The sequence below is a fragment of the Duganella sp. GW821-FHT07G03 genome (genome assembly GCF_059418605.1).
The window spans coordinates 87389-112748 of sequence record NZ_JBWKQE010000002.1 but is presented as its reverse complement, the minus strand read 5'-3'; the positions used below and the strand labels follow the sequence as shown (position 1 = coordinate 112748).

The 25360-nt window shown below is 64.7% G+C and carries 24 protein-coding genes; 16 read left to right on the top strand and 8 right to left on the bottom strand.

Annotated features, from left to right (window positions below):
* Window positions 1–2: 2 nt before the first annotated feature.
* The 10 genes from AC07OK_RS04335 (at window position 3) to AC07OK_RS04290 (ending at window position 11858) form a co-directional block, all read left to right on the top strand.
* The gene (locus tag AC07OK_RS04335; protein ID WP_494689125.1) at window positions 3–1220 is read left to right on the top strand and encodes a phosphoglycerate kinase; all 1218 of its coding nucleotides are present in this window, start codon (window positions 3–5) and stop codon (window positions 1218–1220) included.
* Window positions 1221–1414: 194 nt separating this feature from the next.
* On the top strand, window positions 1415–2866 hold the full coding sequence (pyk, locus tag AC07OK_RS04330; RefSeq protein ID WP_494689124.1) for a pyruvate kinase: 1452 nt from the start codon (window positions 1415–1417) through the stop codon (window positions 2864–2866).
* Between the two features lie 99 nt (window positions 2867–2965).
* Window positions 2966–4030 carry a class II fructose-bisphosphate aldolase gene (fba, locus tag AC07OK_RS04325; protein ID WP_494689123.1) on the top strand — a complete coding sequence of 355 codons (1065 nt, stop codon included), beginning with the start codon at window positions 2966–2968 and terminating at the stop codon, window positions 4028–4030.
* A gap of 121 nt (window positions 4031–4151) precedes the next feature.
* Window positions 4152–5045 (top strand): phosphoribosylaminoimidazolesuccinocarboxamide synthase, encoded by an 894-nt coding sequence (locus tag AC07OK_RS04320; protein WP_494689122.1) that lies wholly within the window; start codon window positions 4152–4154, stop codon window positions 5043–5045.
* A 1-nt stretch (window position 5046) separates the two neighbouring features.
* The gene (purE, locus tag AC07OK_RS04315) at window positions 5047–5544 is read left to right on the top strand and encodes a 5-(carboxyamino)imidazole ribonucleotide mutase (protein ID WP_445231735.1); all 498 of its coding nucleotides are present in this window, start codon (window positions 5047–5049) and stop codon (window positions 5542–5544) included.
* Window positions 5545–6738, top strand: coding sequence for a 5-(carboxyamino)imidazole ribonucleotide synthase (locus AC07OK_RS04310; protein WP_494689121.1), 1194 nt, complete (start codon window positions 5545–5547; stop codon window positions 6736–6738).
* Window positions 6735–7811, top strand: a complete 1077-nt coding sequence (locus tag AC07OK_RS04305; protein ID WP_494689120.1) for an L-threonylcarbamoyladenylate synthase — start codon at window positions 6735–6737, stop codon at window positions 7809–7811. Before AC07OK_RS04310 ends, AC07OK_RS04305 begins: the two co-directional genes overlap by 4 nt.
* 144 nt (window positions 7812–7955) lie before the next feature.
* Window positions 7956–9497 carry an alpha/beta hydrolase family protein gene (locus AC07OK_RS04300; RefSeq protein WP_494689119.1) on the top strand — a complete coding sequence of 514 codons (1542 nt, stop codon included), beginning with the start codon at window positions 7956–7958 and terminating at the stop codon, window positions 9495–9497.
* Between the two features lie 183 nt (window positions 9498–9680).
* Window positions 9681–11102 (top strand): SGNH/GDSL hydrolase family protein, encoded by a 1422-nt coding sequence (locus AC07OK_RS04295; RefSeq protein ID WP_494689118.1) that lies wholly within the window; start codon window positions 9681–9683, stop codon window positions 11100–11102.
* A 75-nt stretch (window positions 11103–11177) separates the two neighbouring features.
* Window positions 11178–11858 (top strand): OmpW/AlkL family protein, encoded by a 681-nt coding sequence (locus tag AC07OK_RS04290; RefSeq protein WP_494689117.1) that lies wholly within the window; start codon window positions 11178–11180, stop codon window positions 11856–11858.
* A 90-nt stretch (window positions 11859–11948) separates the two neighbouring features.
* Here AC07OK_RS04290 and AC07OK_RS04285 read toward each other — a convergent pair whose 3' ends face one another.
* The 4 genes from AC07OK_RS04285 to AC07OK_RS04270 form a co-directional block, all read right to left on the bottom strand.
* Entirely contained in the window at window positions 11949–13133 is a 1185-nt protein-coding gene (locus tag AC07OK_RS04285; protein WP_217945022.1) for an acyl-CoA dehydrogenase, read from the bottom strand.
* A gap of 95 nt (window positions 13134–13228) precedes the next feature.
* Window positions 13229–13732 carry a flavin reductase family protein gene (locus AC07OK_RS04280; RefSeq protein ID WP_494689116.1) on the bottom strand — a complete coding sequence of 168 codons (504 nt, stop codon included), beginning with the start codon at window positions 13730–13732 and terminating at the stop codon, window positions 13229–13231.
* A 154-nt stretch (window positions 13733–13886) separates the two neighbouring features.
* Window positions 13887–14198 (bottom strand): hypothetical protein, encoded by a 312-nt coding sequence (locus AC07OK_RS04275; RefSeq protein ID WP_494689115.1) that lies wholly within the window; start codon window positions 14196–14198, stop codon window positions 13887–13889.
* A 15-nt stretch (window positions 14199–14213) separates the two neighbouring features.
* Window positions 14214–14783: a hypothetical protein gene (locus AC07OK_RS04270; RefSeq protein ID WP_494689114.1), complete on the bottom strand. Its 570-nt coding sequence runs from the start codon at window positions 14781–14783 to the stop codon at window positions 14214–14216.
* 212 nt (window positions 14784–14995) lie between these two features.
* On the opposite strand from AC07OK_RS04270, the gene msrA reads away from it, so the two are divergent.
* Genes msrA through AC07OK_RS04255 form a run of 3 tightly spaced genes read left to right on the top strand, consistent with a single transcriptional unit; the run spans window position 14996 to window position 18896 of the window.
* Window positions 14996–15547, top strand: coding sequence for a peptide-methionine (S)-S-oxide reductase MsrA (msrA, locus tag AC07OK_RS04265; protein ID WP_494689113.1), 552 nt, complete (start codon window positions 14996–14998; stop codon window positions 15545–15547).
* A gap of 21 nt (window positions 15548–15568) precedes the next feature.
* Window positions 15569–16627: an HD domain-containing phosphohydrolase gene (locus AC07OK_RS04260; protein ID WP_494689112.1), complete on the top strand. Its 1059-nt coding sequence runs from the start codon at window positions 15569–15571 to the stop codon at window positions 16625–16627.
* A 7-nt stretch (window positions 16628–16634) separates the two neighbouring features.
* A complete protein-coding gene (locus AC07OK_RS04255; protein WP_494689111.1) occupies window positions 16635–18896 on the top strand; it encodes an ATP-binding protein in 2262 nt (753 codons plus the stop codon).
* Here AC07OK_RS04255 and AC07OK_RS04250 read toward each other — a convergent pair.
* Window positions 18830–20161, bottom strand: coding sequence for a class I SAM-dependent methyltransferase (locus AC07OK_RS04250; RefSeq protein WP_494689110.1), 1332 nt, complete (start codon window positions 20159–20161; stop codon window positions 18830–18832). The genes AC07OK_RS04255 and AC07OK_RS04250 overlap by 67 nt on opposite strands.
* Before the next feature lie 75 nt (window positions 20162–20236).
* Window positions 20237–21472 carry a pyridoxamine 5'-phosphate oxidase gene (gene pdxH, locus AC07OK_RS04245; protein WP_494689109.1) on the bottom strand — a complete coding sequence of 412 codons (1236 nt, stop codon included), beginning with the start codon at window positions 21470–21472 and terminating at the stop codon, window positions 20237–20239.
* 73 nt (window positions 21473–21545) lie between these two features.
* Here pdxH and tcdA point away from each other — a divergent pair, with 73 nt between their 5' ends.
* The 3 genes from tcdA to cysK all read left to right on the top strand — a co-directional run bounded on the left by tcdA (window position 21546) and on the right by cysK (window position 23961).
* On the top strand, window positions 21546–22388 hold the full coding sequence (tcdA, locus tag AC07OK_RS04240) for a tRNA cyclic N6-threonylcarbamoyladenosine(37) synthase TcdA (protein ID WP_494689108.1): 843 nt from the start codon (window positions 21546–21548) through the stop codon (window positions 22386–22388).
* Between the two features lie 119 nt (window positions 22389–22507).
* Window positions 22508–22987 carry an FKBP-type peptidyl-prolyl cis-trans isomerase gene (locus tag AC07OK_RS04235; protein ID WP_494689377.1) on the top strand — a complete coding sequence of 160 codons (480 nt, stop codon included), beginning with the start codon at window positions 22508–22510 and terminating at the stop codon, window positions 22985–22987.
* A gap of 41 nt (window positions 22988–23028) precedes the next feature.
* A complete protein-coding gene (cysK, locus tag AC07OK_RS04230) occupies window positions 23029–23961 on the top strand; it encodes a cysteine synthase A (protein ID WP_494689107.1) in 933 nt (310 codons plus the stop codon).
* 6 nt (window positions 23962–23967) lie between these two features.
* Here the strand turns inward: cysK and AC07OK_RS04225 are convergent, their stop codons facing one another.
* Together AC07OK_RS04225 and AC07OK_RS04220 are read right to left on the bottom strand one after the other, a co-directional pair.
* A complete protein-coding gene (locus tag AC07OK_RS04225; RefSeq protein ID WP_494689106.1) occupies window positions 23968–24987 on the bottom strand; it encodes a cation diffusion facilitator family transporter in 1020 nt (339 codons plus the stop codon).
* Window positions 24984–25310, bottom strand: coding sequence for an ArsR/SmtB family transcription factor (locus tag AC07OK_RS04220; protein WP_020700974.1), 327 nt, complete (start codon window positions 25308–25310; stop codon window positions 24984–24986). The genes AC07OK_RS04225 and AC07OK_RS04220 overlap by 4 nt, the downstream gene beginning before the upstream one ends.
* Window positions 25311–25360: the final 50 nt, after the last annotated feature.

Genomic DNA, 25360 nt, shown 5'->3' with positions numbered 1-25360 from the left:
CCATGTCCGCTGTTTTGAACTTCCTCCGTCTGCAAGATCTCATCGCCCAGAACGCGCTGCAAGGCAAGCGCGTTTTCATCCGCGCCGACTTGAACGTGCCGCAGGATGATAGCGGCAATATCACCGAAGATACGCGCATCCGCGCGTCCGTACCGGCCATCAAGGCTGCCGCGGCCGCCGGCGCCAAGGTCATGGTCACGTCCCACCTGGGCCGTCCGACCGAAGGCGAGTTCAAGCCGGAAGACAGCCTGGCGCCGGTCGCCGCGCGCCTGGCCGAGCTGCTGGGCCAGCCGGTCGAGCTGAAACAGAACTGGGTCGACGGCGCCGGCCTGGAAAACCTGCAAGCCGGCCAAGTGGTATTGCTGGAAAACGTACGCGTCAACCAGGGCGAAAAGAAGAACAGCGACGAACTGGCGCAGAAAATGGCCGCTTTGTGCGACATCTACGTCAACGACGCTTTCGGCACCGCGCACCGCGCGGAAGCCTCGACGCACGGCATCGCCAAGTTCGCGCCGGTCGCCTGCGCCGGCCCGCTGCTGGCCGCCGAGCTGGACGCGCTGGGCAAGGCGCTGGGCGCCCCGGCCCGTCCGCTGCTGGCCATCGTCGCCGGTTCCAAGGTCTCGTCCAAGCTGTCGATCCTGAAGGCGCTGGCCGACAAGGTCGACAACCTGATCGTCGGCGGCGGCATCGCCAACACCTTCATGAAGGCCGTCGGCCTGAACATCGGCAAGTCGCTGGTGGAAAACGAGCTGGTCGAAGAAGCCAAGGCCATCATCGAGATCATGGCCCAGCGCGGCGCGCAAGTGCCGATCCCGGTCGATGTCGTCTGCGCCAAGGAATTCTCGCCTAGCGCCGTCGCCACCATCAAGGATGTGGCTGACGTGGCCGACGACGACATGATCCTGGACATCGGCCCGAAAACCGCCGCCATCCTGGCCGCGCAGATCGGCGCCGCCGGCACCATCGTCTGGAACGGCCCGGTCGGCGTGTTCGAGTTCGACCAGTTCGGTGTAGGCACCAAGACGCTGGCGCTGGCCATCGCCAACTCGAAGGCGTTCTCGATCGCCGGCGGCGGCGACACGCTGGCGGCCATCGCCAAGTACCACATCACCGAGCAGATCGGCTACATCTCGACCGGCGGCGGCGCCTTCCTGGAGTTCCTGGAAGGTAAGACCCTGCCTGCGGTGGAGATTTTGACGCAGCGTGCTGCGGCGCAGTAAAAATAGTAAGTATAAAAGCACGGTCGTGCGGTGTAGCAAATTAACAGTAAAATCCAGTTAATGCCTGATTAAGGTCGAGAAATTTGTAGCTTTGCTACAAATTTTAGCCCTTAGCAACACAAACAGCGCAGCTTTTCCGGGTCTCCGCCGCCTTTGCGGAGACTGTTCGCATGACCCAACGCTCAAGGAATACTATGTCCCGTGGTACCAAAATTGTTGCAACGATCGGCCCAGCCTCCACAGACTTCAACGTCCTGGTCAAAATGATACGTGCGGGCGTTGATGTCGTGCGCCTGAACTTCTCGCATGGCAAGGCCCAGGATCATATCGACCGCGCGCGCCTGGTGCGCGAAGCGGCGGCCGAATGCGGCCGCGAAGTGGCGATCATGGCCGACATGCAGGGTCCTAAAATCCGCGTCGGCAAGTTTGAAAATGGTAAGATTGATCTGGTGAACGGCGATAAATTCATCCTGGACGCAAAATGGGGTGAAAACGGCGAGCTGGGCAACCAGGATCGCGTTGGCCTGGACTACAAGGCGCTGCCGCAGGATTTGCGCGCCGACGACAAGCTGTTGCTGAACGACGGCCTGATCGTGCTGGTGGTCGACAAGATCGTCGGCCATGAGATTTACACCACCGTGAAAATCGGTGGCGAGCTGTCCAATAACAAGGGCATCAACCGCCAGGGCGGCGGCTTGACCGCGCCGGCGCTGACCGCCAAGGACATGGAAGACATCAAGACGGCGATGAGTTTCCAGTGCGATTACCTGGCGATCTCGTTCCCGAAAAGCGCGACCGACATGGAAATGGCGCGCCAGCTGGCCAATATCGCCGGCGAGCCGTTCGGCCACAAGCCGCTGATGATCGCCAAGATCGAGCGCGCCGAAGCGATCCCTGTGCTGCAGGAGATCCTCGACGCCTCCGACGGCATCATGGTGGCGCGTGGCGACTTGGCGGTGGAAGTGGGCAACGCGGCGGTGCCGGCGCTGCAGAAGCGCATGATCCGCATGGCGCGCGAGTCGAACAAGCTGGCGATCACCGCGACCCAGATGATGGAGTCGATGATCTTCAACGCCGTGCCGACCCGCGCCGAAGTATCGGACGTGGCCAACGCGGTGCTGGATGGCACGGATGCGGTGATGACCTCGGCGGAAACCGCCTCGGGCCGCTATCCGATAGAAACGGTGGAAATGATGGCCGCCATTTGCGTGGAAGCCGAGCAGTCCGAGTACAACAAGCTCGACGCCGACTTCCTCAATGCGACCTTCACCCGGATCGACCAGTCGATCGCCTATGCCGCGCTGTTCACCGCGCACCATCTGGCGGTGAAAGCCATCGTGGCGCTGACCGAGTCCGGCTCGACCGCGTTGTGGATGAGCCGTCACAACATCGATACGCCGATCTTCGCGCTGACGCCGAGCGTGACGACCCAGCGCAAGGTGGCGCTGTACCGCAACGTGAAGGCCTACAATCTGCTGCAGAAGGCCGGCAGCGCGGAAGTGTTGAAACAGGCCGAGGATCTGCTGGTCGAGAACGGCATCGCCAAGAAGGGTGACATGATCGTCGTCACCTGGGGCGAGCCGATGGGCCAGGTCGGCGGCACCAATGCGCTGAAGATCGTCAAGGTTGGAGAATTTACCAAGTAAGTCCGGCAGCGCCCCCTCGCGGAACGAGGGTGGCCAGCCTCGAACAACGAGGCTGGCCGGCTCCGGCAACCAGGTTTTTTTATTGTTTGGAGTATTACCATGTCCCTCGTATCCATGCGTCAACTGCTGGACCACGCCGCTGAAAACGGCTATGGCATCCCTGCATTCAACGTCAACAATCTGGAGCAAGTCCAGGCCATCATGGCCGCGGCCGACGCCCTGAACAGCCCGGTCATCATGCAAGCTTCGGCCGGCGCCCGCAAATATGCAGGCGAAGCCTTCCTGCGCCACCTGATCGACGCCGCCGTCGAAGCCTACCCGCACATCCCGGTCGTCATGCACCAGGACCACGGCCAGTCGCCGGCGGTCTGCATGGGCGCGATCCGCTCCGGCTTCACCTCGGTGATGATGGACGGTTCGCTGGAAGCGGACGGCAAGTCGGTCGCCTCCTACGACTACAACGTCGAAGTGTCGCGCGAAGTGGTCAAGTTCTCGCACGCCATCGGCGTCACCGTGGAAGCCGAACTGGGCGTGCTCGGTTCGCTGGAAACCATGAAGGGCGACAAGGAAGACGGCCACGGCGCCGACGGCACCATGACCCGCGAACAGCTGCTGACCGACGTGGCCCAGGCCGCCGACTTCGTGCAGCGCACCCAGTGCGACGCGCTGGCGATCGCCATCGGCACCTCGCACGGCGCCTACAAGTTCACCCGCAAGCCGACCGGCGACATCCTGGCCATCGACCGCATCAAGGAAATCCACGCCCGCATCCCCAACACCCACCTGGTGATGCACGGTTCGTCGTCGGTGCCGCAGGAACTGCTGGCCATCATCCGCGAATTCGGCGGCGACATGAAGGAAACCTACGGCGTGCCGGTCGAAGAGATCCAGGAAGGCATCCGTCACGGCGTGCGCAAGATCAACATCGACACCGACATCCGTCTGGCGATGACCGCGGCCACCCGCAAGTTCCTGTTCGAGAACCCGTCGAAGTTCGACCCGCGCGACTTCCTCAAGCCAGCCCGCGCCGCCGCCGAGCTGATCGTGCGCGCCCGCTTCCAGGCCTTCGGCTGCGAAGGCCAGGCGTCGAAGATCAAGGTCATCCCGCTGGAAAAAATGGCCGAGCGCTACAAGGCCGGCGAGCTGTCGCAGATTGTGAAGTAAAATTCTGTTTTGGAACGGACTGATTCTCTCGGGAATCGGTCCATCTCTCTTGACCGGCTAGCAAGGTTTTCCCTGCGCCGGTTTTCGCTTTTCTATACCGCTAGTCTATCCACCTCCCGCTATGAACAGCCTTTACCAGACCTCCATCCATTCCCTGCCACTGCTCGGCCACGGCAAAGTCCGCGACAACTACGCGGTTGGCGACGACAAGATCCTGATCGTCACCACCGACCGCCTGTCGGCGTTCGACGTCGTCATGAACGAGCCTATCCCCGGCAAGGGCATGGTCCTGAACCAGATGAGCGATTTCTGGTTCGAGAAACTCGGCCACATCGTGCCGAACCACCTGACCGGCGTGGCGCCGGAATCGGTGGTCGCCGCCGACGAAGTGGAGCAGGTCAAGGGCCGCGCCGTGGTCGCCAAGCGCCTCAAGCCGATCATGGTCGAGGCGGTGGTGCGCGGCTATATCATCGGTTCCGGCTGGAAGGATTACCAGGACACCGGCAGCATCTGCGGCATCAAGCTGCCGGCCGGCCTGCAACAGGCTGAGAAGCTGTCTGAGCCGCTGTTCACCCCGGCCGCCAAGGCCGACTTGGGCGAGCACGACGAGAACATCAGCTTTGCCGACATGGAAAGCCGCATCGGCGCCGAACTGGCCGCCAAGATGCGCGACGTCAGCATCGCCCTGTACAAGGCCGCCGCCGACTACGCCGCCACGCGCGGCATCATCATCGCCGACACCAAGTTCGAATTCGGCCTGGACGACAACGGCGTCATGCACCTGATGGACGAAGTGCTGACCGCCGACTCGTCGCGCTTCTGGCCTGCCGATTCCTACCAGCCAGGCATGTCGCCGCCGTCGTTCGACAAGCAGTTCGTGCGCGACTACCTGGAAACCCTGACCTGGGGCAAAACCGCACCGGCGCCGGCCCTGCCTGCCGACGTGATCGACAAGACCCAGGCCAAGTACTTCGAAGCCATCGAGCGCCTGACCGGCCAGAAGCTGAAGGCATAACATGGATCAGAACAAGCCATTGGTCGGCGTCATCATGGGTTCGTCGTCGGACTGGGACGTGATGCAGAACGCGGTCGCCATCCTCAAGCAGTTCGGCGTGCCGTTTGAAGCGCAAGTCATTTCCGCCCACCGCATGCCGGACGAGATGTACGCCTACGCCAAGAGCGCCCGCGCGCGCGGCCTGCGCGCCATCATCGCCGGCGCCGGCGGCGCCGCCCACCTGCCTGGCATGGTGGCCGCGATGACCATCGTGCCGGTGCTGGGCGTGCCGGTGCCGTCCAAGTACCTGCGCGGCGAGGATTCGCTGCTGTCCATCGTGCAGATGCCCAAGGGCGTGCCGGTGTCGACCTTCGCCATCGGCGAAGCCGGCGCCGCCAACGCCGCGCTGACGGCGGTCGCCATGATCGCCGCCAACGACGACGCGCTGGCCGACAAGCTGGAAGCCTTCCGCATCACGCAAACCGAAGCCGCCAAGGCCATGACTTTACCGCTGGAATAAATGAGTAAATTGTTTACACCAATTTTGCCAGCCGCCAATCCGCCAGCCTGGCTGGGTGTGATGGGCGGCGGCCAGCTGGGCCGCATGTTCGCCCAGGCCGCGCAAAGCATGGGCTATCAGGTGGCCGTGCTGGAACCGGCGGCCGATTGTCCCGCAGGGCAGGTCGCCCAGCGCCTGGTTGAAGCCGGCTACAGCGATGCCGCCGGCCTCGACGCGCTGGCCGCGCAATGCCTGGCCGTGACCACCGAATTCGAGAACGTGCCGGCCGACAGCCTGTCGCGCCTGGCGCAGCAAGTGTTTGTCGCGCCGAACGCGCATGGCGTGTCGGTGGCGCAGGACCGCATCGCCGAGAAACGCTTCTTCGTCGATTGCGCGCCCAAGTCGGGCGTGATGCCGGCGCCGCACAAGGTGATCGCCTCGCATGCGGACATCGCCGCCATCGGCGACGATCTGCTGCCGGGCATCCTGAAGACGGTGCGCATGGGTTACGACGGCAAGGGCCAGGTGCGCGTGCGCAGCCGCGAGGACGTGCGCGCCGCCTTCGACAGCATGGACGGCGTCACCTGCCTGCTGGAGAAGATGCTGCCGCTGGCCTACGAGGTCTCGGTGCTGACCGCCCGTGGCGCCGACGGCGAATCGGTGGTCTATCCGATCGCCGAGAACGTCCACCGCGACGGCATCCTGTTCACCACCACCGTGCCGGGTCCGAACGTGTCCGACGCCAGCGCGAAAATCGCGCAGCAGGCGGCGCAAGCCATCGTTGCCGAGCTCGGTTATGTCGGCGTGCTGTGCATCGAGTTCTTCGTGCTCACCGACGGCAGCCTGGTGGTCAACGAGATGGCGCCGCGTCCGCACAACAGCGGCCACTACACGATGGACGCCTGCGTCACCAGCCAGTTCGCGCAGCAGGTGCGCGCGATGGCCCGCTTGCCGCTGGGCGACGTGCGCCAGCATACACCAGCCGTCATGCTCAACATCCTGGGCGACGTCTGGTTCACCGACGACAGCGACGCCACGCGCGAACCGGCGTGGGACCAGGTGCTGGCGCTGCCGGGCGCCTGCCTGCACCTGTACGGCAAGGACGACCCGCGCCGCGCCCGCAAGATGGGTCACCTGACCTTCATCGCGCCGACTTTGGCGCAAGCGCAGCAGCAGCTCTTCGCCGCCTGCGTGATCCTGGGCATCGCACCGTGAAGCAGCAGGCCGCAACGGTAGCCGATCACGCCGCCATCGCGGCGGCGGCGGCGATCCTGGAGCAGGGCGGCCTGGTGGCCTTCCCCACCGAGACCGTCTACGGCCTGGGCGCCGACGCCGAGAACCCGGCGGCCGTGGCCCGCATCTACCAGGCCAAGGGCCGTCCCAACGACCATCCGGTGATCGTGCACGTCGCCCCCGGCGCCGCGCTCGACTACTGGGTCACCGACATCCCGCCGGAAGCCCGCCAGCTGGTCGACGCCTTCTGGCCGGGACCGCTGACCCTGATCTTGAAACGCGCCAGCCACATTCCCGACGCCGTCTCCGGCGGCCAGGACACGGTCGGCATCCGCTGCCCGTCGCATCCGGTCGCGATCGCCTTGCTGAGCGCCTTCAAGGGCGGCAAGGGCGGCGTGGCCGCGCCGTCGGCCAACAAGTTCGGCAACGTCAGCCCGACCACCGCGCAGCACGTGCGCGACGAGTTCGGCCTGGACGCGCATGACGACGGCGCCACCGACGGCGAAGCCTGCAGCGGCGCGCTGCTGAGCACCGTGCTGGAAGGCGGCGCCAGCCAGGTCGGCATCGAATCGACCATCGTCGACCTGTCGCGCCTGGCCACGCACGGCCCGGTGCTGCTGCGTCCCGGCCACATCAGCGCGCAGCAGATCGCCGACGTCATCGGCGCGCTGCCGGCCGCGCCGGACCAGGCCGCTCCGCGCGCCTCCGGCACGCTGGAATCGCACTACGCGCCGCGCACCCCGGTCAGCATGCTGGCGCAAGCCGAGCTGACGGCCGCGCTGGCGCAGTTGCAGGCGCGCGGCGTCAAGCTGGCGCTGATCAGCCACGCCTTGCCGGCGCTGCCGCAGCTGCAGTCGCAATGCCTGTTGCCGGCCGATCCGGCCGGCTACGCCTACGGCCTGTACGCCGCGCTGCGCGACATGGACCAGAGCGGCTCCGACCTGATCCTGGTGGAGACCCCGCCGCAGGGCGCGCAATGGCTGGGCGTGAACGACCGCCTGCGCCGTTCGGTGTTCGGCTCGGCCGGTATCATCGCGTCATTGTTGAACAATTGAGCTGTGTGGCCATCGCAACAGGGTGGTGCGATGGGATTGCATCTCTGCTAAGCTAAAGCGTTGCCGGCCGAAAAAAAAGCCCGGCAACCTTGACCTACCAGCAGAGGCCGTTCTTGCGCCCTGCACCTTATCCAAGGATGCATCATGTTCAACGGCGCCCGTTTTTCCCTGATTTCCCTGGCCGTGTTGCTGGTCTGTTGTGGCGGCGGCGGCGGTTCCTCCGGCGACCGCACCGGCGGCAACGTGGTGACGCAGCCGCCGATCCAGCTGCGCGGCGTGCCCATCGGCGGCGCCACGCTGGTGCCGGCCGCCATCGGCGGCGGCGCCATGGCCAACACCATCGATCCGGCCGTCATGAAGAAACTGGTCGACGCTTCCGTCACCCTCGGCAGTTCCATGACCGGCACGCCGACCTGCGCCATCACCACCTACACCCTCAAGTACCACACCGTCGATTCGGTGGCGGCCGACACCGACGCCAGCACCGCCATCATCGTGCCGTCCGGTAGCAACGCGGCCTGCCAGGGCGCCCGTCCGGTGATGCTGTACGCGCACGGCACGTCGCCGCGCAAGACCACCGACATGGCCAACCTGTCCGGCACCGAGGCGCTGCTGGTGGCGGCGATGTTCGCCACCCAGGGCTACATCGTGGTGGCGCCGAACTACGCCGGTTATGCGGGCTCGTCGCTGGCCTACCACGCCTACCTGGACGCCGACCAGCAATCGAATGACATGGTCGACGCCTTGCGCGCCGCCCGCAGCGTGTTCGGCAGCATCGCCGCCACTCCCTCCAGCCGGTTGATGGTGAGCGGTTACTCTCAAGGCGGCTTCGTGGCGCTGGCCACCCAGCGCGCGATGCAGCTCAAGTATTCCAGCGAATTCACGGTGACGGCGGCGGCGCCGATGTCCGGCCCGTATGCGCTGCTGCAGTTCGGCGACGGCATCTACGGCGGCGCGCCGACGATGGGTTCCAGCGGCTTCCTGCCGATGCTGATCAACGCCGGCCAGCGCGCCGGCGCCGCCATCTACAACAGCCTGGACGACATCTACGAAGCCAGGTACGCCACCGGCATCGATACGCTGCTGCCGGGCACGCAGGGCCTGGGCGACCTGGTCGCGGCCGGCAAGCTGCCGAACGACGTGCTGTTCGCGCAGGATTCGCTGCCGCAGGCGTCGGGCTACGCGTCCTTCTTCGGCGCCGACCACCTGATGAAGACCAGCTACCGCAACGGCTACCTGGCCGACCTCAAGGCCAACCCCTGCAACGCCAGCCGGGGCGCGCCGCTGGCCTGCTCGCCGGCCCAGCCGCTGCGCAAGTGGTTGCTGAGGAACGACCTGCGCACCTACATTCCGACCGCGCCGCTGTTCCTGTGCGGCGGCAACGAAGACCCGGTGGTGCCGTTCGCCAATACCGATTCCACCAACGACTACTTCAGCGCCCGCGGCATGTCCTCCAGCCTGCTGACGGTGCTGGACGTGGACGACTCGGCGCTGCTGGTCCCGTATCGCGCCACGCGCGCCGAATTCGCCACCGCCAAGCAGGTGCTGCGCCTTTCCGTGCTGGCCAGCACGGGCTCGTCGGCGGCGGCCGACAAGGCCGTCAACGACGCCTATCACGCCGGCCTGGTGGCGCCATTCTGCCTGCGTGAAGCAAGAAACTTCTTTGATACCGCACCAAGCCGGTGAAATTGATTTGATGTAAGTTGTCTCTATGAAAATACAGCCGAGCAACCGTTCTTTTTAGCCACAAATGCAGGGGGTTTTTATGTGCTCCCCTATACATTCGCGGTTAAGGCTGGCATATTAGTTGGGTTGCGAATAGCACGGCCGTTCGTATCACACTATAAAAAAATTTTTCTAGGAGACAACATGCGTCATACTAAATTTGCTCTCGCGGCAATGACTCTGGCCGTCCTTGCGGGTTGCGGCGGAACCGATCCCAAGCCTGGTGATCAGACCATCAAGAACAAGTACAGCAGCCAGGTGTCATTCGGCGACAGCCTGTCCGACGTCGGCTCCTACGCCGTCGGCACGGTAGCCCTGCTCAAGGGCGGCAAATTTACGATCAACGGCGACAACACCGCCACCGCCTCCACGCTGACCGGCAAGAACTGGACCGAACTGGTCGCCGCCCAGCTGGGCGTGGCGGCTCCGTGCGCGGCCCTCACCGGCCTGGACGGCGACGCCAGCAAGGGCTTCTCGGTACCGCAAGTGGCCCACGCCAATTGCTACGGCTACGCCCAGGGCGGCTCCCGCGTGACCAATCCTGTCGGCCCGGGCAACAAGCTGACCGGCAGCCCGCTGGGCGCGCTGACCGTCCCGGTCACCACCCAGATCGACAACCACCTGAAAGCCGTTGGCGGCAAGTTCAAGGGCGATGAAATGGTGTTCGTCATGGCCGGCGGCAACGATGCGCTGTTCAACCTGTCCAAACTGAGCGCCGACGCCACGGCGGCCGGCACCGCTGCCGGCGCCAAGGCTGGCGCTGAAGCAGGCGCCGCCGCCTACGTCACCAGCCTGGTAGGCCAGCTGGCCGCCGGCGCCACCACCCCGCAAGCCGCCGCCGCCGCCATCGGCCTGGCCGCGCAAACGGAAGCGGCCCGCAGCGGCAGCACCCAGACCAGCATCACCCAGGTCGCCATCGGCACCGCCGCCGTCCAGCCGGGCAATTCGGCGGTCGCTGCGCAAACCGTCTGGCAGCCGATGGTCGCCAAGGCCACGGCCGACGCCACCGCCGCCGGCACCGCCGCCGGCAACGCCGCCGGCGCCAAGGCGGGGGCTGACTATGCCGCCGCCCACGGTCCGGAGCTGATCACCGCGATGGCCACCGCCGGCGCCGAACTGGCCGCCCTGGTCAAGACCAAGATCATCGCCAACGGCGCCAACTACGTCACCGTCAACAACCTGCCGGACGTGGCCACCACGCCGTCGGGCCGCAGCAAGCCGGATTCGCAGGCCCTGATCAACGCCATGGTGAGCGCCTTCAACGGCGCGCTGAGCACCGGCCTGGCGTCGGAATCCAAAGTGCTGATCGTCGATGTGTTCGCCGTCAGCCACGACCAGGCCACCAATCCTGGTCCATACGGCCTGACCAATGTGTCGGAAACCGCCTGCGATCTGAGCGTTGCCAAGAACCCGTTGGCCAGCTCGCTGGTCTGCAATGGCGGCAACGTCAAGGCCGGCGACATCAGCCACTGGTCCTTCGCCGACGACGTCCACCCGACGCCATTCAACAACCTGCTGCTGGCCCGCTACGTGGCCGAGAAACTGGTCGTCAAGGGCTGGCTGTAATTCAGTCGTCGCAGGCAGCCGCCGCCTGTGGGCGGACGGCTGCCGGACTCACAACACAATAAATCAGGAGACGATATGAAGAACACGGTAAAACTGCTGGCGCTGGCCGCCGCACTGACGGTAGCCTCGGCCGCGTCGGCGCAACAAACCAAGGGCACTTGGCTGGGCACGCTGGGCATCAACAAGATCACGCCGAAAGTCGATTCGGGCGATGTCTCGGCGCCGGCGCTGCCGGGCACCAAGGCCGATGTCGGCTCGGACACCAAGCCGCGCTTCGCGATCGCCTACATGCTGACCGATAACATCGCAGCCGAGGTGGACCTGGGCCTGCCGTACAAGCACGACCTGGTCGGCGCCGGCTCCATCCAGGGCTCGGGCAAGCTGGGCACCTCGGAAGTGCTGCCGCCGACCGCCTTCATCCAGTACCGCTTCCTGCCGGCCAACTCGATGTTCCGTCCGTATGTGGGCCTGGGCATCACCTACGCGATGTTCCAGAAAGAGACCGGCTCCGGCCAGCTGACCGCGCTGCTCAACACCGGCGGCCCTGGCACCACCTTCAAGCTGGACGACAAGTGGGCCATGAGCTACCAGATCGGCGGCACCGTGAAGATCAATGAGAAATGGTTTGTCGACGCCACCGTCATCAAGACCAAGCTCAAGACCGTGGTGCACTTCTCGACCGGCCAAACCCAGGACGTGCGCCTGGATCCGCTGGCCGTCAGCGTCAGCATAGGCTACAACTTCAAAGGCTTCTAAGCCTCAACCGGAAGTAAAAAAAAACCCGCCGGCGCTGAGCGCGATCTTGAGCGCGTTCAGGCTGGCGGGGTTTTTTTACGTCTGACGTAATTACTGGAACGCCTGGATGCCAGTCTGGGCGCGGCCCAGGATCAGCGCGTGGATGTCGTGCGTACCTTCGTAGGTATTGACCACTTCCAGGTTGACCATGTGGCGGATGATGCCGAACTCGTCCGAGATGCCGTTACCGCCCAGCATATCGCGCGCGACGCGGGCGATGTCCAGCGACTTGCCGCAGGAATTACGCTTCATCATCGAGGTGATTTCCACCGCCGCCGTGCCGGCGTCCTTCATGCGGCCCAGCTGCAAACAGCCTTGCAGGCCCAGCGTGATCTCGGTCTGCATGTCGGCCAGCTTCTTCTGCACCAGCTGGTTGGCGGCCAGCGGACGGCCGAACTGGTGACGGTCCAGCACGTACTGGCGCGCGGTGTGCCAGCAGTCTTCGGCCGCGCCCAGCGCGCCCCAGGCGATGCCGTAGCGTGCCGAGTTCAGGCAGGTGAACGGACCCTTCAGGCCGCGCACGTCCGGGAAGGCGTTCTCTTCCGGGCAGAACACATTGTCCATCACGATCTCGCCGGTCACCGAAGCGCGCAGGCCGAACTTGCCGTGGATCGCAGGGGCGCTCAGGCCGGCCATGCCTTTTTCCAGCACGAAGCCGCGGATCGCGCCTTCATCGTCCTTGGCCCAGACCACGAACACGTCGGCCACCGGCGAGTTGGTGATCCACATCTTGGCGCCGCTCAGCGAGTAGCCGCCCGGCACCTTCTTGGCGCGGGTGATCATCGAACCGGGATCGGAACCGTGGTTGGGCTCGGTCAGGCCGAAGCAGCCGATCCACTCGCCGGTGGCCAGTTTCGGCAGGTATTTCTGTTTCTGCTCTTCGGTGCCGAACTCGTAGATCGGCACCATCACCAGCGACGACTGCACGCTCATCATCGAACGGTAGCCGGAATCGATGCGCTCGACTTCGCGCGCGATCAGGCCGTAGGCCACATAGTTCAGGCCGGGACCGCCGTACTGTTCCGGGATGGTCGGGCCCAGCAGGCCCAGTTCGCCCATCTCGCGGAAGATCGTGGTGTCCATCTTCTCGTGGCGGAAGGCGTCCAGAATGCGCGGGGCCAGTTTGTCCTTGCAATAGGCGGCGGCGGCGTCGCGCACCATGCGCTCGTCGTCGGTCAGTTGCTGGTCCAGCAGCAGGGGATCATCCCAGTGGAATTGGGCGCGGGCTTGGCTCATAGTGGTCTCTCATTATGAAAATTGGTGAAGGCTGCCCGCATTCTATGCCGCGGCCACCGGAACGGCTTTTCAAATGGCGACACCAATTTCCGTTTTTAGCCCAGGCTGCCGAACTGGCCGCTGTGGAAAATCAGCGGCGGGGAGGGGGAAAACTCGCACAGCTCGACCTCGCCGACGAAAATCACGTGGTCGCCTTCCGGGTAGCGGCTGCGGTTGTGGCATTCGAACCAGGCCGACGCGCCCTTGAGGATGGGCTGGCCGGTGCGGGACAGCTCGTATTCGGTGTTTTCCCACGGATCGATGCCGCGCGTGGCGAACTGCTTGGCCAGGTGCGCCTGGTCGGCCGACAACACATTGATGACGTAGTGCGAATTGCCGGTGAAGATGGGCATGCTGTTGGCCGTGGTCGCCAGGCTCCACAGCACCAGCGGCGGGTCCAGCGACACCGAATTGAAGGAACTGGCCGTCAGGCCGCGGAAGCTGCCGTCCGCCAGCCGGGTGGTGATGACGGTGACGCCGGTGGCGAACTGGCCCAGCGCCTGGCGAAAATGGCTGGTATCGAAGGGGCGCTGGTCGGCGCGGGGGGAACGAGTGTGCATGGTGGACCTGTGACTTTTCAGCCATTATGCCAAAGTTTACCGTGCGATAGCGTATTGCCTTGGTTTGCACGACAGCGAGCCGCCGAATATTTATCCACGAGAGGGCGTCGTGACTACCCAGTCCTTGCCAGACACGCATCCGGCCGGCGGCTCCTTAAGGCGATTTTTTATAGCTCGCTACACTATCGTTATAGTTGTTCTTTATTCGCTTAAGTAGTATCGGATTGTTTTTGTATTTCTCTTTTAGAATGCCAAATTGACTTTTAGCTCCCCCGCAATATTTGTCGATGTCTTTCCGTATCTGCTCTTTCTCTTCCTTGGGAAGCTCACCGTCGTATTCGCCGCCTAAATGCTCACATGCGCCAGCGTTGTAAATAAACTTCTTTACATCGTGAGGTGAGTTTTCGACAGGGAAAGCTAGCGAAGAAGTGAGGGCGAGAGGCAAAAACAAGTATCGAATTCGCATACTAATCTCCTTGATTTAACGACCATTGTTTGACCAATGTGGGAAATCTCGCCCAGGCCCGTTATATTTTTTCACGCCATAAGTCCGCGCAACTTCTATCAATTGCTTATTCATGCCGGTCCTCGGCAACGTATTGATTTTCAATATGGCGCCGCTCGCGCCCTTGATTTCGATTGTTTTTCCCCAGGAGATATTCATATCGATGGCAAGCCCTGCATTGTGTTGAGAGCGGAGGGCCGGTTTTGTCTGTAGTGTTTGTATGTCTAAAGCCGAAGTCATGTCCCTTGCAGCTTTTACGGATTCTTCTTTTGTACCGTGATCCCAGTTTATGTTCACTCCCTGCATTGAAGGAACTTTTTTCGGATCATATCCATTTTTTGCAATTCTATAGGAATAGTGCATGAGATATGATCGCTTCGGCGGTCTAAAAGTAGCATTGATTTTTACTTTAATTCCCGCCTCTTTCATTGCATAAATAAAGGCTTCCACAGCAAGACGAAAATTCCCGGACAAGTCTTTTGTATCTGCACTTCCGGGAAATTTCCTAGCCCACTGTTTTCCGCTTAGTTCCAATTCCTGATCCATTTTTCAAGCTCCCGTTGTTGCGCAAAGAACTAAAAATTACAGCGAGCTCAAGTACTGTGATTTGAGAAAAAATAACGATTTAGCCTGTCTTTGATTCCGCCTCATTGTGAGTCGGGGTTGTCATGGTCTCTGCGCTGAAGCCAAATGCAGGTGCACGCGCTGCTCGTTTGCGTTACAGTGAACCCGTGGGCATTCTTCTACGCGGGGGAGTCATGACTAGTCAGTCCGCGCCGGGCACGGCGCTCGAAACGGCCTATCTGGGCGGCGGCTGCTTCTGGTGCACCGAGGCGGTGTTCGCCCGCGTCAAGGGCGTCGTCCATGTCGAGTCCGGCTACACCGGCGGCCATCAGCCCAACCCCACCTACGAGCAAATCTGCGCCGGCGACACCGGCCACGCCGAAGTGGTGAAATTGCAATTCGATCCCGCCGTCATCGGTTTTCGCGACCTGCTGGAAATCTTCTTCACCATCCACGACCCGACCACCTTGAACCGCCAGGGCAACGACGTCGGCACCCAATACCGCTCGGTGATCTTCTACCAGTCGCCGCAGCAGGAAGCCACGGCGCGCCAGGTGATCGCGCAGATGGCCGGGGTCTGGGACGCGCCCATCGTCACCGAACTGGCGCCGGCCTCGACCTACTATCCGGCCGAGGCCTATCATCAGGACTACTTCAGCCAGCATCCGCTGCAAAGCTATTGCGCCTTCGTGGTGGCGCCCAAGGTCGCCAAGTTCAAGAGCACCTACGCGCATCGCTTAAAATAAAACAACAACTAGGGGATACGCATGAAGGTGGTGCTGGTCGACGATACCCATATCAACCTGGTGCTGATGTCGCGCCTGGTCGACAAACTGAAAGACGTGAGCACCATCAGCTTCCAGTCGGCGCGCGAGGCGCTGACCTGGTGCAACAGCCATCCCTACGACCTGCTGATCGTCGACTACATGATGCCGGACCTGAACGGCCTGGAACTGATCGCCCGGCTGGAAGCGCCGCCCGACCAGCGCCCGCCGGTGCTGATGGTCACCGCCAGCGTCGACGTCGACGTGCGCCACCGCGCGCTGGAAAACGGCGCCAGCGATTTCCTCATCAAGCCGATCGACAAGGTCGAGTTCCTGGCCCGCACCCGCAACATGCTGGCGCTGCGCAGCGCCACGCTGGGCCTGCAGCACCGCGCCAGCTGGCTGGCCGAGGAAGTGGCCAAGGCCACGGCCGAGCTGCGCGCGCGCGAGCAGGAAACCATCATGCTGCTGTGCCGCGCCTCCGAATACCGCGACCCCGAAACCGGCGCCCACATCCAGCGCATGGCGCACTACTCGCGCCTGATCGCCGAACAGCTGGGCCAGTCCGAGGAACAGCAGCAGGACGTGCTGAACGCCGCCCCCATGCACGACATCGGCAAGGTCGGCACGCCCGACCACATCCTGCTCAAGCCCGGCCGCCTGAACCCGGAGGAGATGGTCGTCATGCGCCAGCACGCCGAGATCGGCTACAACATTCTCAAGGACTGCCAGGCGCGCATGCTCAAGCTGGCGGCCGAGATCGCGCTGACCCACCACGAGCGCTACGACGGCCAGGGTTATCCGCGCGGCTTGGCCGGCGAGGCCATCCCGCTGGTGGGCCGCATCGTCGCCGTGGCCGACGTGTTCGACGCGCTGACCAGCGTGCGGCCGTACAAACAGGCCTGGAGCATGGAGGACGCGCGCCAGCACCTGCTGGACAACTGCGCCACCCATTTCGATCCGCGCTGCGTGGAGGCGCTGCTGCAGCGCTGGGACGACGTGCAGGCCATCCGCGCCCGCTTCCGCGACGAGCATGGCGGCGCCGCCGCGCTGACGGCCTGACGCGGTCATGGACCAGGACCGCCACGTCGCCCTGATACGGCAAGCGCTGCACACCTCCGACGCCCAGGAACTGGCGCGCCTGCTGGAACCGCAACTGGCCGCGCTGGCCGAGATGGAAGCGGAAGTGCTCCAGCTGCGCTCGGCCAACGCGCTGCTGCGCAAGGAGAACCGCCAGCAGCGCGGCAACGTCGGCACCTGGCGCGACAAGCGCACCGCGCGCCTGGCCGGCCTGCAGCGCGACCTGCACGCCGACCTGCAGGTGCAGCTGCGGGCGCCGTCCGAAGACCAGGCCGCCCGCGACCAGCAGGAACTGACCGAGCAGATCCTCGACCAGCTGCCCATCCCCATCTTCCTCAAGGACCGCGACGGCCGCTTCCTGCGCTTCAACAGCCGCTTCGAGGAATTCACCCAGCGCTCGCGGGCGGAGATCCTCGGCCGCACGGTCGACGAATTCGCCACGCCGCGCTGGGCCGCCGCCACCCACGAGGAAGACGAGCTGGCCTGGTCCAGCGGCCGCATGGTCACCACCGAGCGCCGCATGGCCACCTTCGATCCGCCGCTCGACGTGCTGGTCAGCCGCAAGGTCATCAACAGCGGCGGGCTGTCCTACATGCTGGGCTACTTCATCGACATCAGCGAGCAGCGCGCCGCCCGCGCCGCCATGCAGCACGCGGTCGAATCGGCCGAGGCGGCCAGCCGCGCCAAGAGCGAATTCCTGGCCAATATGAGCCACGAAATCCGCACGCCGATGAACGGCATCCTCGGCATGACCGAGCTGGTGCTGGAGTCCGACATCGACGCCCACCAGCGCGCCGACCTGATGCTGGTGAAAGCCTCGGCCGACGCGCTGCTGCACATCGTCGACGACATCCTGGATTTCTCCAAGATCGAAGCGGGCAAGCTGGACATCGAGGAAGTGCCGTTCGACCTGCGCCAGCTGGTCGGCGACACGCTGCGCGCCATGAGCCTGCGGGCCCGCCAGAAAGGGCTGGCGCTGGCGGCCGAGATTCCGCCGGAGCTGCCGCGCATCATGAAGGGCGATCCGGGCCGCCTGCGCCAGGTGCTGCTCAACCTGGTGGGCAACGCCATCAAGTTCACCGGCGAGGGCGGCGTGACGGTGCAACTGTCGATCGCCGCCGAGCACGACGACCGCAGCGAGATCGTGTTCGCCGTGCGCGACACCGGCATCGGCGTGCCGCCGGAAAAACAGCACATGATCTTCGAAGCCTTCGCCCAGGTCGACGGCTCGACCACGCGCGAGTACGGCGGCACCGGCCTCGGGCTGGCGATCTGCCGCCGGCTGGTGATCCTGATGCAGGGCCGCATCGAAGTCCACAGCGCGCCAGGGCAGGGCAGCGTGTTCAGCTTCACCGTGCCCCTGCTGCATACAGGCGTGGCGCAGGCCGCGCCCCTGCCGCCGCTGGCCGTGCTGGCGCCGGGACAAAACCTGAACCGCAGTGCCCACGACGAAGGCCTGCTGGTGGGCGTCGGCGATCTTCCACCAACCGTGCCGGCGTCTGCGCGCGGCGGCCTGCGCGTGCTGCTGGCCGAGGACAACCCGGTCAACCAGCGGCTGGCGATGCGGCTGCTGGAAAAGCTGGGCCACCGCGTCACGCTGGTCGACAGCGGCTTGGCCGTGCTGGACCGCGCCGGCCAGGGCGAGTACGACCTGATCCTGATGGACGTGCAGATGCCCGGCCTGGACGGCCTGGCCGCCACCCGCCAGATCCGCCTGCGCGAATCGGCGCAGGGCGGCCACGTGCCGATTATCGCGATGACCGCACGCGCCATGACCGGCGACCGCGAGCGCTGCCTGGACGCCGGCATGGACGACTACCTGGCCAAGCCGGTCGACAGCCAGCAGCTGCGCGAGATGCTGCTGCGCTACCAGCCGGACAGCGGCCAGCAGCTGCTGGACTGGCGCGGCGCGCTGCAAAGGCTGGACGGCGACGCCGAACTGCTGCTGGAACTGGCAGCGCTGTTCCTGCACGACGGCCCGCAGCTGTGGCAGGACCTGTGCACGGCGCTGGCCTCGGGCGACCTGCAGCGCAGCATGCGCGCGGCGCACAGCCTGAAGGGCGTGCTGGTCAACTTCGGCGCGGCGCGCGCGGTGGCGCTGGCCGAGCAGCTGTCGGCCGCGCTGCACGCCGGCCAGTCGTGGCAGCTGGCGTCGGGGCGGCTGGAGCCGGCCTTGCAGCAAGTCTACGTGGCGCTGAAGGACTTGATAGCCGGCGGCATCGACGCCATGGCCGCGCCACCGTCCTCCTGAAGCAGCGAGAACGACGGCACGCCGTCATCGGTCAGCGCATAGTGCGCGCCGGCGCCGGCCGGCTGCGGATACATGTGCCGGCGCGACCACGGCAGCGCCGCGCTGCGTTGGCCCGCCTTGCGGCCGACGATCTGGTACAGGCTGATCAAATCCTGCTCGAAGGCGTAGCTGCAGCCGGCCAGGTAGACGTGCCAGATGCGGTAGCGCTTGTCGCCCGCCAGCGCCTGCACGCGTTCCGTGTTGGCCTCGAAATTGTCGGTCCAGATGGCGCAGGTGCGGGCGTAGTGGCGGCGCAGGTTTTCCACGTCCGACACTTCCAGCTTGCCCTGCTGCATAGCCTTCAGCACATGGCCGATGTGCGCCAGCTCGCCTTGCGGGAACACGTATTTGTCGATGAAGGCGCCGCCGCCGTAGGGCGTCTCGCCGTTGTCCGGATCGGTGGTGGTGATGCCGTGGTTCATCACCACGCCGTCCGGCGCCAGCAGCTTGTGGATGGTGGCGAAATACTCGCTCAGGTGCTTGACGCCCACATGCTCGAACATGCCGACGCTGGTGATGCGGTCGAACTGGCCGCGCACGTCGCGGTAGTCCTGCAGGCGGATCTCGACCAGGTGCTCCAGCCCGGCGCGCCGCACGCGCTCCTTGGCCAGCTCATACTGGTTTTCCGACAGCGTGATGCCGACGCAGCGGGCCTGGTACTGCTGCGCCGCCCGTATCACCAGCGCGCCCCAGCCGCAGCCGATGTCGAGCAGCGTCTGGTTCGGCTTGAGCTCGATCTTGCGCAGGATGTGGGCTATCTTCTTGGCCTGGGCGCTGGCCAGGTCCTCGTCGCCGTCCTCGAAGTAGGCGCAGGAATACACCATGGCCGGATCGAGGAATTGCTGGTAGAACTCGTTGGAGACATCGTAGTGGTAGCGGATCGCCTCGGCGTCCCGCTGCTTGCTGTGGCCCATGCTGCGCACGATGCGGGCGAACTTGCCCTCGGCCTTGAGCGTGGTGCGCGCCAGCGCGTTGACGATGGCGATCATGTCGTGCGCGCGGCCCTTGACCTCGATCGCGCCCTCGACATAGGCCGCGCCCAGGTTGGACAGCGACGGCGTCAGCAGATAGCGCGCCGCCGACACATTGGGCAGGCGTATCGTCACGCGCGGCGCCTCGGTGGAAAAGTCGACGTGCTGGCCGTTCCACAATTCGATGCGCAGCGGCAGCGCGATTTGCTGGCGGATGCCGGCGATCCAGCTACTGAGACGGTTTTGTACGAACACGATCACACCTCCGAGTCCAGAAACGAAAAGACCACCGCAAGCGATGGTCTGGTGTTCCGCGAGGGGGCGCTGTGCTTACGGCTGCAGGCGCTCCTTCACCCAGCTTCCATCTGCCTGTTTCAGATACACGATCCGGTCATGGAAGCGCGAACGGCGTCCCTGCCAGAACTCGATGCGCACCGGATCGAGGCGATAGCCGCCCCAGTTTTCCGGCCGCACCGGATGCTCGCCGCCGACCGCGGCGGCGGCATCGTAATTGGTTTCCATCTGTTCCCGGCTGGCGATGCGCGCGCTTTGCTGCGAGGCGATCGCCGCGATCTGGCTCTTCACCGGCCGGCTGTAAAAGTACTTGTCGCTGTCCTCGGCGGAGGTCTTGACGACCTTGCCTTCTATCCGTACCTGGCGTTCCAACTCGCTCCAAAAGAATAGCAGCGCGGCGTGCGGGTTGTCGCCCAGTTGGCGGCCCTTCTGGCTGCCGTAGTTGGTGTACCAGGTGAAGCCGCGCGCGTCGTACTGCTTGATCAGCATGATGCGCGAACTGGGCTTGCCTTGCGCGTCCACCGTGGCCACGCTCATCGCGTTCGGTTCGTTGACCTTGGCGTGCAGGGCTTCTTCAAACCATTTGCCGAACTGGGCGATCGGATCGTCCAGCACGTCCTGTTCCGTCAAACTGGCGCGGCCGTAATCGAGGCGCAGATCGGCCAGCACCACGCCGTCGGCCACCGCGTCGGACACCGCCACTTGCTGCTGCTCGGGCACCTGGCTTTGCGGCAGGTCGGGCGTGATGCCGCGCCGCACCTGCATCGCGCTGCCCAACTGCGCCATCTGCTCCGGGCTGAACAAACGCTTGGCCATCGGCGCGATATTGGTTTCCTCGGTCACCATGTGGGCGGCGTAGCTGTCGCAGAAACGCTGCACCAGCTCGGCCGACAGCGCGTTATTTTGTCCGTTGGCGATTTGTTCAAGTTGCGAATTAATTATATGCCAGTCTTGGTCCATTTGCTGGTGGTCGGCCAGGATGCCGGGCACCAGTGCGGCCAGCAGCAGGGCGTCGGCGTCGCGCGCGGTGGCCTGCAGCATCGGCACCAGGTTTTGTTCCTCGTCGTCGTGGTGCAGCGGGGCCGCCTTGTTGAAATATTTCTGCACCGCCTGGGCGGCTTGTTGCGCGTCGGCGTCGGCGCCGTGGGCGGGCAGGTGGTCCAGCAGTTTCTGCAGGGTCTCCAGCTGCTTGCGTATGCGGTCGTGGCAATGTTTCAAGACTGCTATCGGTTGACTGAAGTCGGGGGCGGTGTCGTGCAGGGAAATGCTCATGGGAGGGCGCTCTGGCTGGGTGGGAAAGTCATTCTAAAATAATTTTTGCCGCAGCGTCCGTTAAAATGTCGGCATGAACTCCATAGCACCTACCCAATTCGACGATGTCGACTTCGAACGCCGCTTCGGCGGCATCGCCCGCCTCTATGGCGAGCGCGCGCTGGCGCGCTTCCGCAGCGCCCACGTGTGCGTGGTCGGCACCGGCGGCGTCGGCTCCTGGATCGTCGAGGCGCTGGCCCGCAGCGCCATCGGCCAGCTGACCCTGATTGATCTGGACAACGTCGCCGAGTCCAATATCAACCGCCAGATCCAAGCCCTGGGCAGCACCGTCGGCCAGGCCAAGATCAGCGCGCTGGCCGAGCGCATCGCCGACATCAACCCGTTCTGCAAGGTCAACCAGATCGAGGACTTCGTCACGCCGGACAACCTGGAGCAGATGCTGGGCGCCGGCCACTACGATTTCGTGGTCGACGCCATCGACGACGTCAAGGCCAAGGCCGCGATGATCGCCTGGTGCCGCCAGCACGCCATGCCGATGATACTGATCGGCAGCGCCGGCGGCCAGACCGACCCGACCCAGATCGCCGTGCGCGACCTGGCCCGCACCGAACAGGAGCCGCTGCTGAAAAAAGTGCGCAAGGTGCTGCGCACCCAGTACGGCTACCCGCGCGGCGAAAAGACCAAGTTCCAGGTCGACGCGGTGTTCTCGATGGAGCCGCTGAAGTTCCCGGAGCCGGCCGACGTGTGCGCGGTGGACGGCGACGAGCGCACCGGCGGCGTCACCGGCCTCAATTGCGCCGGCTTCGGTTCGGCCATGGTGGTCACCGCCACCTTCGGCATGGTGGCCGCCAGCCAGGTGTTGCGCCGCCTGGCCGACAGCGTGCCACCAGCGGTGGCGCCGGCCGAAACGATTTAGATTTTATCCAGCTGACGATGCGGGTTTGCTATCATGGTGCGCGCTGGCACGGGGACCGTGCTATCCACAGACCACATCGAAAGAATAAAACCATGACGCGTAGTTCCGTATTAGTAGCCATGTTGTGCGCGCTGGCGGCCTCCGTGGCCCAGGCGCAGACCCCGACCGCGCCGGCGGCTCCAGCCACCCCTGCCGATGTGCCGCCGCCGCCACCGATGGTGGTGGGTTCGGCCACGCCCGGCCCGGCCGCCGAACAGCTGATCGTCACCGACAGCAAGATCGGCACCGGCAAGGAAGCGACCACCGGCTCCACCGTCTACATGCACTACTCGGGCTGGCTGTACCGTCCGCTGGCCAAGGCCATGCATGGCAAGCTGTTCGATTCCTCGATCCCGCGCGGCGAACCGCTGGAGTTCGTGCTGGGTGCCGGCCGCGTCATCAAGGGCTGGGACCAGGGCATCCAGGGCATGAAAGTGGGCGGCAAGCGCACGCTGATTATTCCGTCGGAACTGGCCTATGGCTCACGGCCGTCGGCAGGCAGCGGCATTCCGCCGAATTCCGCGCTGATCTTCGATGTCGAACTGATGGACGTGAAATAAAGGCGTAGACTGGAACCTCCGTCCCACCCCGGAGGTTCCAGATGAAGATAGCCAACGACGTCACCGAACTGATAGGCCGCACCCCGCTGGTGCGGCTCAATCGCCTGGCCAAGGGCAGCACCGCCCAGGTACTGGCCAAGCTCGAATACTGCAACCCGGCCCATAGCGTGAAAGACCGCATCGGCCTGTCCATGATCGAAGCGGCCGAAGCGGCCGGCCAGATCCGTCCCGACACCGTCATCCTCGAACCGACCAGCGGCAACACCGGCATCGCGCTGGCGATGGTGTGCGCCGCGCGCGGCTACCGCTGCACGCTGGTCATGCCCGACACCATGAGCCGCGAGCGCCGCATGCTGCTGCGCGCCTATGGCGCCGAGCTGGTGCTCACGCCCGGCGCCGAGGGCATGCTGGGCGCGATCCGCACGGCTGAGGAGATGGCCGAGCGCGATCCGCGCTACCTGATGCCGCAGCAGTTCAACAATCCCGCCAATCCCGATGTGCACCGCCGCACCACGGCCGAGGAAATCTGGGCCGACACCGACGGCCGCGTCGACATCCTGGTGGCCGGCGTCGGCACCGGCGGCACGATCACCGGGGTGGGCGAGGTGATCAAGGCGCGCAAGCCGGAGTTCCGCTGCATCGCGGTGGAGCCGGAAGCGTCGCCGATGCTGGCCAAGGGCATCAAGGGACCGCACCCGATCCAGGGCATAGGCGCGGGCTTCGTGCCGGCCGTGCTCAATACCAAGGTGTACGACGAGATCATCGGCGTGAAGAACGACGACGCGTTCGCGACCGCGCGCTTGGCGGCCAGCCAGGAGGGGCTGCTGGTGGGGATCTCCTCCGGCGCCGCGCTGTGGGCGGCGTTGCAGGTGGCGCGGCGGCCGGAGAATGCGGACAAGATCATCGTGACGATCATCCCGTCCTTTGGCGAGCGCTATCTGAGCACGGCGCTGTACGCCAATCTGGCGGATTAGACGCGCTTAGTGCGGCTGCTCCTGCAGGCTGCACTCGTGCGCGGTGGTGCCCAGCCGCACTTGCAGCGTGCTGTGGTTGATGGAGAATTCCTCCTTCAGCTGCGCGCTGATGGCGTCCATCGCGGCGTCGCCCGGATGGCCGGCCGGCGTCACCAGCTGCGCCGTCAGCGCGTTCTCGGTGGTGCTCATCGACCAGATGTGCAGGTCGTGCACGTCCGTCACGCCGGGCTGGGCGCGCAGGAATTGTTCGACGTCGGCGTGGTCCAGGTTGTCCGGCACGGCGGCCAGCATCATGCGCATTGATTGCTTCAGCAGCGACCAGGTGCTCCAGACGATGATGGCGACGATGATCATGCTGACCAGCGGGTCCAGCCAGTTCCAGCCGGAGTAGCGCACGATCACGCCGGCCACCAGCACGCCCAGCGAGATGGCGGCATCGGCCGCCATATGCAGATAGGCGCCGCGGATGTTGATGTCGTCCTTGCTGCCGGACATGAACAACCACGCCGAGAAGCCGTTGACCAGGATGCCCACGCCAGCCACCACCGAGACGGTCAGGCCGGCCACGGGTTCCGGGTGCACCAGTTGCTGCACCGCTTCCCAGGCGATGCCGCCGCAGGCCGCCATCAGCAGCATGGAATTGAACAACGCCGCCAGCATCGAGGTGCTGCGCAGGCCGTAGGTGTAGCGGCCGTTCGGCGTGCGCTTGGCCAGGATGGCCGCGCCCCAGGCCAGCATCAGGCCCAGCACGTCGGACAGGTTGTGGCCGGCGTCGGCCATCAGCGCGGTGGAGTTGGCCAGGAAGCCGTAGAAGAATTCGATCGCCACGAACACCGTGTTGAGCACGATGGCGATGGCGAAGGCGCGGCCCATGGTGTTCGGGTCGCCGTGGTGGTGATGGTGGCCGCCGTGGCCGTGGCCGTGATCGTGGTCGTGGCTGCACGCCTTGGCCTTGGCCGGCGCGTGGTCATGGCCGTGGTCGTGGTCATGGTGGTCGTGGTCGTGATGGTCGTGGTGCTTGCTCATGCTTCGTTCCCGTTGGAAGGTTCGGCGATATGTTCGAGCATATCGTTGAGTACGCCGCTGATGTGGGCGTCGGCGGCGGAATAGAACACTTGTTTGCCCTGGCGCTCAGACTTGACGATGCGCGCCGCGCGCAGCAAACGCAAGTGGTGGCTGACCAGCGAACTGCTCAGCTCCAACGAGGAGGCGATGTCGCTGACGGCGATCGGCGCCGTCACGCAGGCCAGCACGATGCGCAGGCGCGTCGGATCGCCCAGCAGATGGAACAGATCGGCCAACTGGGCAATCGCGGGATCGCAAACGGAATAGTCGTGTTGGCAACTCATAATGCTAACAAGTGAATAGGTGTTCACATGTTAGCATGGAACTGCGGTCC

Excerpts from the sequence above, each read along its gene's own strand:
- AC07OK_RS04335 (WP_494689125.1), top strand. The coding sequence starts at position 3 with ATGTCCGCTGTTTTGAACTTCCTCCGTCTGCAAGATCTCATCGCCCAG.
- pyk (WP_494689124.1), top strand. The coding sequence starts at position 1,415 with ATGTCCCGTGGTACCAAAATTGTTGCAACGATCGGCCCAGCCTCCACA.
- fba (WP_494689123.1), top strand. The coding sequence starts at position 2,966 with ATGTCCCTCGTATCCATGCGTCAACTGCTGGACCACGCCGCTGAAAAC.
- AC07OK_RS04320 (WP_494689122.1), top strand. The coding sequence starts at position 4,152 with ATGAACAGCCTTTACCAGACCTCCATCCATTCCCTGCCACTGCTCGGC.
- purE (WP_445231735.1), top strand. The coding sequence starts at position 5,047 with ATGGATCAGAACAAGCCATTGGTCGGCGTCATCATGGGTTCGTCGTCG.
- AC07OK_RS04310 (WP_494689121.1), top strand. The coding sequence starts at position 5,545 with ATGAGTAAATTGTTTACACCAATTTTGCCAGCCGCCAATCCGCCAGCC.
- AC07OK_RS04300 (WP_494689119.1), top strand. The coding sequence starts at position 7,956 with ATGTTCAACGGCGCCCGTTTTTCCCTGATTTCCCTGGCCGTGTTGCTG.
- AC07OK_RS04295 (WP_494689118.1), top strand. The coding sequence starts at position 9,681 with ATGCGTCATACTAAATTTGCTCTCGCGGCAATGACTCTGGCCGTCCTT.
- AC07OK_RS04290 (WP_494689117.1), top strand. The coding sequence starts at position 11,178 with ATGAAGAACACGGTAAAACTGCTGGCGCTGGCCGCCGCACTGACGGTA.
- AC07OK_RS04285 (WP_217945022.1), bottom strand. The coding sequence starts at position 13,133 with ATGAGCCAAGCCCGCGCCCAATTCCACTGGGATGATCCCCTGCTGCTG.
- AC07OK_RS04280 (WP_494689116.1), bottom strand. The coding sequence starts at position 13,732 with ATGCACACTCGTTCCCCCCGCGCCGACCAGCGCCCCTTCGATACCAGC.
- AC07OK_RS04275 (WP_494689115.1), bottom strand. The coding sequence starts at position 14,198 with ATGCGAATTCGATACTTGTTTTTGCCTCTCGCCCTCACTTCTTCGCTA.
- AC07OK_RS04270 (WP_494689114.1), bottom strand. The coding sequence starts at position 14,783 with ATGGATCAGGAATTGGAACTAAGCGGAAAACAGTGGGCTAGGAAATTT.
- msrA (WP_494689113.1), top strand. The coding sequence starts at position 14,996 with ATGACTAGTCAGTCCGCGCCGGGCACGGCGCTCGAAACGGCCTATCTG.
- AC07OK_RS04260 (WP_494689112.1), top strand. The coding sequence starts at position 15,569 with ATGAAGGTGGTGCTGGTCGACGATACCCATATCAACCTGGTGCTGATG.
- AC07OK_RS04255 (WP_494689111.1), top strand. The coding sequence starts at position 16,635 with ATGGACCAGGACCGCCACGTCGCCCTGATACGGCAAGCGCTGCACACC.
- pdxH (WP_494689109.1), bottom strand. The coding sequence starts at position 21,472 with ATGAGCATTTCCCTGCACGACACCGCCCCCGACTTCAGTCAACCGATA.
- tcdA (WP_494689108.1), top strand. The coding sequence starts at position 21,546 with ATGAACTCCATAGCACCTACCCAATTCGACGATGTCGACTTCGAACGC.
- AC07OK_RS04235 (WP_494689377.1), top strand. The coding sequence starts at position 22,508 with ATGTTGTGCGCGCTGGCGGCCTCCGTGGCCCAGGCGCAGACCCCGACC.
- cysK (WP_494689107.1), top strand. The coding sequence starts at position 23,029 with ATGAAGATAGCCAACGACGTCACCGAACTGATAGGCCGCACCCCGCTG.
- AC07OK_RS04225 (WP_494689106.1), bottom strand. The coding sequence starts at position 24,987 with ATGAGCAAGCACCACGACCATCACGACCACGACCACCATGACCACGAC.
- AC07OK_RS04220 (WP_020700974.1), bottom strand. The coding sequence starts at position 25,310 with ATGAGTTGCCAACACGACTATTCCGTTTGCGATCCCGCGATTGCCCAG.